Annotated in this window: 8 protein-coding genes; 5 read left to right on the forward strand and 3 right to left on the reverse strand. The window is 69.2% G+C overall.

Annotated features, from left to right (window positions below):
- The first annotated feature begins 4 nt into the window (after positions 1-4).
- Both ribD and PHR85_RS02915 read left to right on the forward strand, forming a co-directional pair.
- On the forward strand, positions 5-1,174 hold the full coding sequence (ribD, locus tag PHR85_RS02910; protein ID WP_300050196.1) for a bifunctional diaminohydroxyphosphoribosylaminopyrimidine deaminase/5-amino-6-(5-phosphoribosylamino)uracil reductase RibD: 1,170 nt from the start codon (positions 5-7) through the stop codon (positions 1,172-1,174).
- A gap of 40 nt (positions 1,175-1,214) precedes the next feature.
- Positions 1,215-2,153, forward strand: a complete 939-nt coding sequence (locus tag PHR85_RS02915) for a pseudouridine synthase (RefSeq protein ID WP_300050199.1) — start codon at positions 1,215-1,217, stop codon at positions 2,151-2,153.
- A gap of 6 nt (positions 2,154-2,159) precedes the next feature.
- Here the strand turns inward: PHR85_RS02915 and PHR85_RS02920 are convergent, their stop codons facing one another.
- Together PHR85_RS02920 and alaS are read right to left on the reverse strand one after the other, a co-directional pair.
- The gene (locus PHR85_RS02920; protein WP_300050202.1) at positions 2,160-2,489 is read right to left on the reverse strand and encodes a winged helix-turn-helix domain-containing protein; all 330 of its coding nucleotides are present in this window, start codon (positions 2,487-2,489) and stop codon (positions 2,160-2,162) included.
- A gap of 189 nt (positions 2,490-2,678) precedes the next feature.
- Positions 2,679-5,315: an alanine--tRNA ligase gene (gene alaS / locus PHR85_RS02925; protein ID WP_300050204.1), complete on the reverse strand. Its 2,637-nt coding sequence runs from the start codon at positions 5,313-5,315 to the stop codon at positions 2,679-2,681.
- Positions 5,316-5,517: 202 nt separating this feature from the next.
- On the opposite strand from alaS, the gene hpaE reads away from it, so the two are divergent.
- Positions 5,518-6,987 carry a 5-carboxymethyl-2-hydroxymuconate semialdehyde dehydrogenase gene (hpaE, locus tag PHR85_RS02930; RefSeq protein WP_300050207.1) on the forward strand — a complete coding sequence of 490 codons (1,470 nt, stop codon included), beginning with the start codon at positions 5,518-5,520 and terminating at the stop codon, positions 6,985-6,987.
- Positions 6,988-6,991: 4 nt separating this feature from the next.
- Positions 6,992-9,952: a UvrD-helicase domain-containing protein gene (locus tag PHR85_RS02935; RefSeq protein ID WP_300050210.1), complete on the forward strand. Its 2,961-nt coding sequence runs from the start codon at positions 6,992-6,994 to the stop codon at positions 9,950-9,952.
- 21 nt (positions 9,953-9,973) lie between these two features.
- On the opposite strand, the gene PHR85_RS02940 is transcribed toward PHR85_RS02935, so the two are convergent.
- Positions 9,974-11,047, reverse strand: coding sequence for a nitronate monooxygenase family protein (locus PHR85_RS02940; RefSeq protein ID WP_300050212.1), 1,074 nt, complete (start codon positions 11,045-11,047; stop codon positions 9,974-9,976).
- 71 nt (positions 11,048-11,118) lie between these two features.
- Here PHR85_RS02940 and PHR85_RS02945 point away from each other — a divergent pair, with 71 nt between their 5' ends.
- The gene (locus tag PHR85_RS02945; RefSeq protein ID WP_300050215.1) at positions 11,119-11,625 is read left to right on the forward strand and encodes a dihydrofolate reductase; all 507 of its coding nucleotides are present in this window, start codon (positions 11,119-11,121) and stop codon (positions 11,623-11,625) included.
- Positions 11,626-11,632 lie beyond the last annotated feature (7 nt).

Consider the following 11,632-nt stretch of genomic DNA (forward strand, 5'->3'; position numbering starts at 1 on the left):
CGCGATGAACGACACCCCCACCCTGGGCGGGCTGGACGGGCTGGGTGACCTGCTCGCGCTCGACGCGCTGGCCGCGCAGGCCACCGGCCTGTCCGAGCCAAACCCGCGCGTCGCCTGCCGCCTGCTGCTGGCCGATGGCCGCATCTTCGAGGGCCATACCCAGCAGGCCGGCGGCCCGCATGCCGAGGTGATGGCGCTGCGCGCGGCGCAGGCGGCCGGCGCCGACACGCGAGGCGCGACCGCCATCGTCACGCTGGAGCCCTGCAGCCACCACGGCCGCACCCCGCCCTGCTGCGATGCGCTGATCGCGGCCGGCGTGGCACGGGTGATCGTCGCGCTGGCGGACCCGAATCCGCTGGTCGGCGGCTTGGGGCTGGCGCGGCTGCGCGCGGCCGGCATCGAGGTCGAGCCGCTGCCGACCGAGCACCCGCTGGCCATCGCCAGCCGCGAGCGCAACATCGGTTTCCTGAGCCGGATGGTGCGCGGCCTGCCCTGGGTCCGCATGAAGATGGCGGCCTCGCTCGACGGCACCACCGCGCTGGCCAACGGCGCCAGCCAGTGGATCACCGCCGAGGCCGCGCGCACCGATGGTCACGCCTGGCGCAAGCGTGCCGGCGCGATCCTGACCGGCATCGGCACCGTGCTGGAGGACGACCCGCGCCTGGACGTGCGGCTGGTCGAGACCGCGCATCAGCCGCTGCGCGTGGTGGTCGATTCAAGGCTCGAGATCGCGCTGGACGCCAGGATCATCGCGCCACCCGGCGAACTGCTGGTCTACACCGCCTGCGACCCGGAATCGACCCGAGACAAACGCGCCGCGCTGGCCGACCGGGGCGTGACCGTCATCGACTGTCCCGGCCCCGCCCGAACGGGATCACATGCCAAGGTCGACCTGCCCGGTCTGCTGCGGGACCTGGCCAGACGCGGCGTCAACGAGCTGCATGTCGAGGCCGGCCACAAGCTCAACGGCAGCCTGCTGCGCGAGGGCCTGGTCGACGAACTGCTGCTGTATCTGGCGCCCAAGCTGCTCGGCCCCGGCCTGGGGCTGGCGCATATCGGCCCGCTGACCGAGCTGGCGCAAGGGATCGAGCTCGAATTCGTCGAGGCGACGCCGGTCGGGCGCGACCTGCGCCTGCGCGCCCGCGTGCCGGGTCGCTTCGATGGGCAGGACTGAAAGCCTGCCCACCGCCTGCAACTCCCTCTGACGTACACCCATGGCGCATGTCCCGAAGAACCCCGCGATCGCGATGCGCGACGGCGTCTCGCCGAGCTGCGTCGCGCTGCCGCGCATGAAGGCGCCGCCCTGGCCAACCCTGCTCGACTATCTGGCCGAGCGGCTGGCGGCGGTCAGCCGGGCCGAATGGCGGCAGCGCATGGAAGCCGGCGAGGTGGTCGGCGAGGACGGCCAGCCGCTGGCGCCCTCCCACCCGTACCAGAACGGCGCGCGCGCCTACTACTGGCGCAGCCTGCCCGACGAACCCGAGATCCCCTACTACGAATCGGTCGTGTTCCAGGACGACTACCTGGTCGTGGCCGACAAGCCGCATTTCCTGCCGGTGACGCCGGGCGGACGCTATGTGCAGCAGACGCTGCTGGTGCGACTGAAGAAGGCACTCGGCCTGCCCAACCTGAGCCCGCTGCACCGGATCGACCGCGAGACCGCCGGCCTGGTGGTCTTCAGCGCGCGGCCGCAGGACCGCGACGCCTACCAGCGCCTGTTCCGCGAGCGCCTGATCGACAAGACCTACGAGGCGATCGCGCCCGCCTGCGACCGGCTGGCGTGGCCGCTGACGCGCAAGAGCCATATCCTGGAGCAGGAAGACGCTTTCTACAAGATGCGCGAGGCGCTGCCGCACGAGGGCCTGACCGACAACAGCGAGACCGAAATCGCGGAAATCGAACACCGCGACGGCTGGGCGCGCTACCGGCTGTCACCCGTGACCGGCAAGCGGCATCAGCTGCGCGTGCACATGAACGCGCTCGGGCTGCCGCTGCTGGGCGACCAGTTCTACCCGCGGGTGTTGCGCCGTCCGGGCGAACTGGAAGACTACACCGAGCCGCTGCGCCTGCTGGCGCGGGCGATGGCGTTCGACGATCCCGTCACGGGCCAGCGCCGGCAGTTCGAGAGCCGGCTCGAACTCGCCTGGCCCTGAGCCGCCTCAAGGCTGGGCCTGCAGCATGCAGCGACTCATGCGGCTGAAGTAATCCTCGGTCTGGCGCGTGGCCTGGACATACTTGACCCGGCTGTCCACCAGGTCCGGGTCGAGCTCGATCAGGCCCTTGACGCGCAGCGTCTTGAGGCGCCGATGCACGGTGCTGGGCGAGATGCTCGGGAACATGTGCATGGCCTCCATCACGGTGATGCGCTTGCCGTCATGCCAGGCCGCGGCCATGGTGTTGAGCATGCGCTCCTCGACGGCGTCCATGACGGGGAATTCCGGCGTCTGGCGCAAGGCCTCGACGAGGCTAAGAAAATGTTGAAAACTCATGATGGTCACTCCTCCTGGACAGATCGGGCTGGATTTCGGTACGCTTGTTGGGCCTCGACCATTTGTCAGCGATTTGAACAGGATAGCAAGGAAAAGTTCATCGTGCACGAAAAATCGTAAGCACCAGTAAAGAGAGGCGCCTGCGGCGCCCCTCGACGGGTCGGATCAGCGGCACTGGCGGGTCAGCGCTCAGGCGCGCTCGGCCACCCAGCCCTGCACGCTGGCCAGCGCCTGGTCGAGCTGGCTGGCGTCGGTACCGCCGGCCATCGCCAGGTCGGGCTTGCCACCGCCCTTGCCGCCGACCTGTTGGGCGACGAAGTTGACCAGCTCGCCGGCCTTGACCTTGGCCACGCTGTCGGCGGTCACGCCGGCGGCCAGCTGGACCTTGGCGCCATCGACTGCGGCCAGCACGATGACGGCGGTCTTGAGCTTGTCCTTGAGCTTGTCCATGGTGTCGCGCAGGGTCTTGGCGTCGGCGCCTGGCAGGCGCGCGGCCAGCACTTTCAGGCCCCTGACCTCGACCGCCTGGCCCACCAGCTCATCGCCCTGGGCCGAGGCCAGCTTGCCCTTGAGCGCGGCGATCTCCTTTTCGAGCGCCTTGATCTGGTCCTGCGACTGCGCGATGCGGTTCGTCAGTTCGGCCGCCGGTGCCTTGAAGGCGGCGGCGGCCGAGCTGACGGTGCTTTCGAGCGACTGCAGGTAGGCCAGCGCGCCCGCGCCGGTCACCGCCTCGATGCGGCGCACGCCGGCGGCCACGCCCGACTCGGCCACGACCTTGAACAGGCCGATGTCGCCGGTGCGCTGGACATGGGTGCCGCCGCAGAGTTCACGGCTGGAGCCGATGTCGAGCACGCGCACGGTCTCGCCGTACTTCTCGCCGAACAGCATCATGGCGCCGGTCTGCTGCGCGCTCTCGATGTCCATCACGCGCGCCTGGGCGGCGGCGTTGGCCAGGATCTCGGCGTTGACGATGGCCTCGATCTGGCGGATCTCGTCATCGGTCACCGGCGCGTTGTGCGCGAAGTCGAAGCGGGTGCGCTCGGGGGTGACCAGCGAACCCTTCTGCTGCACATGGGCGCCCAGCACCTCGCGCAGCGCCTTGTGCATCAGGTGGGTGGCGCTGTGGTTGCGCACGGTGGCGAAGCGCAGGTCGGCATCGACCTGGGCCTCGACATGGTCGCCAACCGCCAGCGTGCCGGTTTCGAGCAGGCCGTGATGACCGAACACGTCGGCCTTGATCTTGAGCGTGTCGGCCACAGCGAAGCGCGCCGAGCCGCTGGTCAGCGTGCCCTGGTCGCCGACCTGGCCGCCCGACTCGGCGTAGAACGGGGTGCTGTCGAGCACGACCACGCCGGCCTGGCCGGATTTGAGCTCGGCCACGGCCACGCCATCCAGATAGAGCCCGACCACCTTGGACTGCTGCTGCAGCTGCTCGTAGCCGACGAACTCATTGCCGGCGCCGGAATAGTCGAGCGCCTTGTCCATCTTGAACTTGCCGGCGGCGCGCGCCTGCGCCTTCTGGCGCTCCATCGCGGCGGCAAAGCCGGCCTCGTCGACGCCCAGGCCACGCTCGCGGCAGACATCGTTGCTCAGGTCGAGCGGGAAGCCGAAGGTGTCGTGCAGCTTGAACGCGACCTCGCCCGGCAGCACCTGGGCACCATCGGCCAGCGCGGCGTCGAGGATCTGCATGCCGTTTTCCAGCGTCTCGTAGAAGCGCTCCTCCTCGGCTTTCAGCACCTCGGTGATGCGCTGCGCCTGCGCGGCCAGGCTCGGGTAGGCCTCGCCCATCAGCGCGACCAGATCCGGCACCAGCTTGTGGAAGAACGGGGTCTTCTGGCCCAACTTGTAGCCGTGGCGGATCGCGCGGCGCACGATGCGGCGCTGCACATAGCCGCGGCCCTCGTTGGACGGCAGCACGCCGTCGCTGACCAGGAAGGAAGTCGCGCGCACATGGTCGGCGATCACGCGCAGCGACGGGTTATGCAGGTCGGCGCAGCCGGTCTCGCGCGCGGCGGCCTTGATCAGCGCGTCGAAAATGTCGATCTCGTAGTTGCTGTGCACGCCCTGCAGGATGGCGGCCAGGCGCTCCAGGCCCATGCCGGTGTCGACGCAGGGCGCCGGCAGCGGCGTGATGGAGCCGTCCTCGGCCATCTCGAACTGCATGAACACGTTGTTCCAGATCTCGATGAAGCGGTCGCCGTCCTCGTCCGGGCTGCCCGGGGGGCCGCCGGGGATATGGTCGCCGTGGTCGTAGAAGATCTCGGAGCAGGGGCCGCAGGGGCCGGTGTCGGCCATCATCCAGAAGTTGTCGGACTTGTAGCGACCGCCCTTGTTGTCACCGATGCGGATCACGCGGTCGGCTGGCAGGCCGATTTCCTTGGTCCAGATGTCGTAGGCCTCGTCGTCCTCGGCGTAGACGGTCGCGAGCAGGCGCTCCTTGGGCAGGCCGTAGACCTCGGTCAGCAGCTCCCAGGCCCACTTGAGCGACTCGCGCTTGAAGTAGTCGCCGAAGGACCAGTTGCCCAGCATCTCGAAGAAGGTGTGGTGGCGCGCCGTGTAGCCGACGTTTTCCAGGTCGTTGTGCTTGCCGCCGGCGCGCAGGCAGGCCTGCACCGAGGCCGCGCGCACATAGCTGCGCTTGTCGCTGCCGAGGAACACGTCCTTGAACTGGACCATGCCCGAATTGGTGAACATCAGCGTCGGGTCGTTGCCCGGCACCAGCGGGCTCGACGCCACCACGGTATGGCCCTTGGCGGCGAAGAAGTCCAGGAAGGTCTTGCGGATCTCGGCCACGGAGGCCACGGGTTTTGCTGAAGGCTGGGTCATGGTCGGCAGCGCCAGCGGCGCGTCGCGGGGTGGAGGTTGATCGACAAAGGCCGCCGGCCGGGACCGGTAGCGAACATTTGATTTTAAGGCCGGGCGCGCATCGTTCGAGCAATCCCACTGCCGGCGCCCGCCAGCCCGTCGGCTACCATATGAAGCAGACCGGCGCCCGCCGTTGCGGCGGCGCGCCACCACCGGACATTCCATGCGCATCCCCCACCTGATCAACGGCCAGGCAGTAGCCGGTCGCGAGCATTTCGAGAGCCTCAACCCCGCCAACCAGCAGCTGCTGGCCGAGGTCGCCGCCGGCACGCCAGTCGAGGTCGACGCCGCCGTCCAGGCCGCCCGCGCGGCCTTGCCGGCCTGGGCCGCCACGCCGGCGGCAAAACGCGCCCGGATCATGCACCGCCTGGGCGAGCTGATCACGCGCGACCAGGCCGAGCTGGCCCGGATCGAGACCGCCGACTGCGGCCAGGTCATCGCGCAGACCGGGGCCAACCTGGTGCCGCGCGCGGCCGACAGCTTTCACCACCACGCCGAGCTCTGCACGCGCATGGACGGCCAGACCTTCAGCACGCCAACGCATCTCAACTACACGCTGCTGCAGCCGGTCGGCGTCTGCGCGCTGGTCAGCCCCTGGAACGTGCCGCTGCTGACGGCCAGCGCCAAGATCGCGCCCTGCCTGGCCTACGGCAACACCGCCGTGCTCAAGCCCAGCGAGCTCAGCCCGCTGACGGCCGCGCGCCTGGGCGAGCTCGCGCTCGAAGCCGGCGTGCCGCCCGGCGTGCTCAACATCGTGCAAGGCAATGGCCAAGAGGCCGGCGCGCCGCTGGTGGCGCACCCCGATGTGCGGCTGGTGTCGTTCACCGGGTCGACCGCGACCGGCAACGCGATCGTGCGCAACGCCGGGCTGAAGAAATACAGCATGGAGCTCGGGGGCAAGAGCCCCTTCATCGTGTTCGAGGACGCCGACTTCGAGCGCGCGCTCGACGCCGCGCTGGTGATGATCTTCAGCATCAACGGCGAGCGCTGCACCGCCGGCAGCCGCATCCTGGTGCAGGCATCGATCTACCCCGAGTTCGCGCGCCGCTTCGTCGAGCGCGCCCGGCGCATCACCGTCGGCGACCCGCTGGACCCGACCACCGTGATCGGCCCGATGGTCAGCCAGGGCCATCTGGCGCGGGTGCGCGGCTACATCGAGCTCGGCCTGCGAGAAGGCGCCACGCTGCTGTGCGGCGGCGCGCAGCGCCCCGACTACGCGCCAGAAGTCGCTACGGCGGTGCGCGACGGCAACTTCGTCTGGCCGACCGTGTTCGCCGACGTCAGGCCGGACATGCGCATCATGCGCGAGGAGATCTTCGGCCCGGTCGCCTGCCTGCTCCCTTTCAGCGACGAGACGCAGGCGATCGCGCTGGCCAACGACAGCCCCTATGGCCTGGCCAGCTATGTCTGGAGCGAGAACGCCGGCCGCGCGCACCGCGTCGCGGCGGCGCTGGAGGTCGGCGTCTGCTACGTCAACAGCCAGAGCGCGCGCGACCCGCGTCCGCCGTTTGGCGGCGTCAAGGCCAGCGGCATCGGGCGCGACGGCGGCCACTGGAGCATGCAGACCTACACCGAGCCCAAGAACGTCTCGGTCAGCCACGGCCAGCACGCGATTCCGCGCTGGGGAGTTTAATAAAATGCGCATCCTCGAATACACCGGCCTCGACACGCACAAGGTCGCCAAGGCCTACCGCAAGGTGGCGCAGGCCATCGCCAGCCGCGACTTCCGCGCGGCCCAGGTCAAGAAGCTCGGCCAGGCAGGCCAGGGCCGTTTCTACCGTGCCCGACTCGACGACAGCAACCGGCTGCTGTTCACGCTGGTGCGCCACGGCGGCGAGGTCTGCGCGCTGATGCTCGAAGTGATCCTGAATCACGACTACGACAAGTCGCGCTTCCTGCGCGGCGCCGTGATCGACGAGGACAAGATCCCCGACATCGACTGGACCGAAGCCGAAACCGAGTCGCGACAGCTCGCCTCGATGCGCTACCTGCACCCGGAACATGCCAGCGTCCACCTGCTCGACAAGCCGATCTCGTTCGATGACGTGCAGGAGGCGATCTACCGCCAGCCGGCGCCGCTGATCGTGGTCGGCAGCGCCGGCAGCGGCAAGACCGCGCTGACGCTGGAAAAGCTCAAGCATGCCGAGGGCGAGGTGCTCTACGTCACCCATTCGGCCTTCCTCGCGCAGAGCGCGCGCGACCTCTACTACGCCAACGGCTTCGAGCAGCCGGGCCAGGAGGCGATCTTCCTGTCCTACCGCGAATTCATCGAGAGCATCGAGGTGCCGCCCGGGCGCGAGGCGCTGTGGCGCGACTTCGCGGCCTGGTTCACCCGGATGCGCCAGGCCTTCAAGGACATCGAGGCGCACCAGGCCTTCGAGGAGGTCCGGGGCGTGCTCGCGGCCTCGGCGCAAGGCCTGCTGTCGCGCGAGGCCTACCGCGCGCTCGGCGTGCGCCAGTCGATCTTCCCGCCCGAGCGGCGCGACGCGCTCTACGACCTGTTCGAGAAATACCGCGCCTGGCTGGCCGAATCGCGGCTGTTCGACCTCAACCTGGTCGCGCGGGACTGGCTGGCGCGCGCCCGGCCGCGCTACGATTTCGTCGTGATCGACGAGGTGCAGGACCTCACGCCGGTGCAGCTCGCGCTGGTGCTCAGGACGCTGAAGAAGCCGGGCCAGTTCCTGCTCTGCGGCGACTCCAACCAGATCGTGCATCCGAACTTCTTCTCCTGGGCCCAGGTCAAGAGCCTGTTCTGGCAGGATGCGGCGCTGGCCGAACGCCAGGGCTTGAGCGTGCTGGCGGCAAACTTCCGCAACGGGCACGAAGCCACGCGGGTGGCCAACCAGCTGCTCAAGATCAAGCAGCGCCGCTTCGGCTCGATCGACCGCGAGAGCAACTTCCTGGTGCAGGCCGTCGGCGGCGAGACCGGCGCGGTGCGGCTGCTGGCCGACAAGGACAGCGACAAGAAGGCGCTGAACCAGCAGATCCGGCAATCGACCCAGTTCGCCGTGCTGGTGATGCGCGACGAGGACAAGGCGCAGGCGCGCCAGCATTTCAGCACGCCGCTGCTGTTCTCGATCCACGAGGCCAAGGGGCTGGAGTACGAGAACATCGTGCTCTACCGCTTCGTCTCGGACCACCGCGCCGAGTTCGGCGAGATCGTCGAGGGCGTGCGCGCCGAGGACCTGCAGAGCGACAGCCTTGAATACCGCCGCGCCAGGGACAAGAGCGACAAGTCGCTGGAGGTCTACAAGTTCTTCGTCAACGCGCTTTACGTCGCGCTGACGCGCGCGATCAGGAACCTCTACCTGATCGAGTCCGACCTGCGCCATCCGCTGTTCGACCTGCTCGAAGTCCGCGACAGCGGCCAGGTCAGGCTCGATGTGAAGCAGTCATCGCTGGAGGACTGGCAGAAGGAGGCGCGCAAGCTCGAACTGCAGGGCAAGCAGGAGCAGGCCGACGCGATCCGCAAGGACATCCTCAGGCAGGCCACGCCGCCCTGGCCGGTGTTCGACCAGACGCACACCGAGGACCTGATGCGCAAGGTCCTCATCGAACAGGTGCCCGGCAACAAGCACAGGCAGCAGCTGCTCGAGATCGCGGCCTGCCACAACCTGCCCGAGCTCGCCAACGGCCTCAATGTCCTGAGCAAGTTCCCGGCGGCACAGCGCGTGATCGGCGCGGCCGAGCGCAACCAGCCGCAAGCCCGCTTCCACCCGCCGCGCAATGTTTTCGAGCGGCCCTCGGATTTCAGCGAACAGTTCGGCAACCTGGCGCGCAAGAGCCTGAGCGCCTACACCAGCCGCCACATCAAGGAGGTGCTGCGCCAGTGCGATGTCTACGGACTCGAACACCGGCTGCCGATGAACCTGACGCCGCTGATGGCGGCGGCCATGGTCGGCAACGTCGCGCTGGTCGAAGCCTTGATCGAGCGCGGCGCCGACCGCGAGGCCACCGACCATTTCGGCCACAACGCCTTGCACTGGGCGATGCTCGAAGCCTTCCGCGACTCCGATTTCGCGCGCGGACCCTTTGCGACCCTGTACGACCTGCTCGCGCCAGCTTCGATCGACATCAACACCGGCCAGCGTCTGGTGCGCATCGACAAGCATCTGACCGAATATTTCCTGCTGCAGACGCTGTGGGTCCTGCTGCGACTGGGCTTCACCAGCGGCCACATGGGCTTTTATGAGCATTGCGCGTTCAGGACCGACATGGTGCTCGACGTCTGGGAGGACCTGCCCACCAGCGTGCTGCGCGCCGAGCGCAACAAGCGCAGCCACCTCAGCAACGTGCTGTCGCGCAACGAGGTCGAGCGCGACTATGCCTACAACCGGATGCTGTTCAAGCGCGTCGCCCACGGCCATTACCAGTTCAACCCGGCGCTGTCGGTGCGGCGCAAGGTCAACGGCGAGGAACGCTGGGTGCCGGTATTCGAGGCGCTGAACCTGCGCCTGCTGGGGCAGTTCATCCTGTATCAGCACAACAAGGATTTCATGCTCCCGGAGCGCAGCCGTGAATATGTCGACCGCTACCTCGAATGGGCGCAACTCGCTCCGATGGAGACCCCCATCATCCGGAGCCGGGTCCGACCCTGACGGCGCGTCCCTCCAGCGCGATCAGCCGCGCCAGCCCTCGGCCAGCGCGAGAGTGAGCTCGGCCGCCGGCAACGCGCGCGCCAGCGCTGCAGCCTGACCGGCCCACAGCGGCGTGAAGTCATCCCGCCCCTGTGCCTCGGCCCAGGCGCGCAGCGGCGCCAGGTGCGTGGCCGCCAGCGGGAAGGCCGGCGCCTGACTGCTGATGCAGCCGCCCGAGTTGCCATCAGCGCCGAGCGCGCGCATGGCGCGATTCACGATGCCGCGCGCCGGCCGTCCCGTGAAGACATTGGTCAACGCGGTGTGCTGCGCTGCCTCGGACTGCAGCGCCGCGCGATGCAGCGCGCTGGTGCGCGCCTCGGGGCAAAGCAGATAGGCGGTGCCGACCTGGATCCCAGCCGCGCCCAGCGCCCGCGCCGCCGCGACCCCGGCCGCGTCCGCGATGCCGCCGGCCGCGATCACCGGCAGCTCGACCGCGCGCACGACCTGCGGCAGCAGCGCGAAGGTGCCGAGCTGGGTCGTGAGGTCATCACCCAGGAAGATGCCACGGTGGCCGCCCGCCTCCAGCCCTTGCGCGATGATGGCGTCGGCGCCATGGGCCTGCAGCCATTGCGCCTCCTCGACCGTGGTGGCGCTGGTCAGCACCCGGGAGCCCCAGGACTTGACGCGCGCCAGCAGCTCCGGCGCCGGCAGGCCGAAGTGAAAGCTGACGACGGGCGGGCGGAACGGCTCGACCCAATCGGCCACCGCCGCGTCGAAGGGCGCGCGCGCCGCGACCGCCCGCCCCTCGGGCGCGGGCAGTCCGGCCTCGGCGCAGAGCGGAGCCAGCGCCGCGCGCCATTGCGCTTCGCGCTGCGCATCGGCCTGCGGCGGCTGGTGGCAGAAGAAGTTGACGCTCCAGGGCCCTCGTGCCTCGCGGCGCAGGACTTCGAGCTCGGCGCGCAGTTGCGCCGGACTCAGCGTCGCGGCCGGCAGCGAGCCCAGCCCGCCGGCGTTCGTCACGGCCAGCGCCAGCGCGCTGTCCTGTGAACCCGCCATCGGCGCCTGGATCACGGGCAGGCGCAGGCCGAGCAGATCTTGCAGAGTGGATTTCGACATGACGTGATGCTAGCGCGTTCAGGACCGCGCCAGGCTTACCGCGCGCGCAAGCTCCATGGGACAATCGATTCATGCGACTGAACCTGATTTACGCCCGCGCCGCCAACGGCGTCATCGGCAAGGACAACGCCATGCCCTGGCACCTGCCGGAAGACCTCGCCCATTTCAGGCGCCACACGCAAGGCTGCCCGGTCATCATGGGCCGCAGGACCTGGGAATCGCTGCCGGCCAGGTTCCGCCCGCTGCCGGGACGGCTCAACATCGTGCTGACGCGCGACGCCACCACCGCCGCGCAACTGCAAGCCGAGGGCGCGCTGGCGCTGGCCAGCCTGCAAGCGGCGCTCGCGCATTGCGCCGCGCTGCCCGCGCCGCCGGCCGAGCTCTGGGTCATGGGCGGCGCGCAGATCTACGCGCAAGCCTTGCCGCTGGCGCGGCGCGTCGTCGTCACCGAGATCGCGCGCGACTACGAGGGCGACGCCCACGCGCCGGAGCTGGGTCCCGAGTGGCGCCAGACCGCGCGCGAGTCGCATGTCGCGGCCAGCGGCCTGGCCTACGACTTCGCGAGCTACGAGCGCTGAACCGGCC

It is taken from the genome of Malikia sp. (genome assembly GCF_028687635.1).
Lineage (GTDB): Bacteria > Pseudomonadota > Gammaproteobacteria > Burkholderiales > Burkholderiaceae_C > Malikia.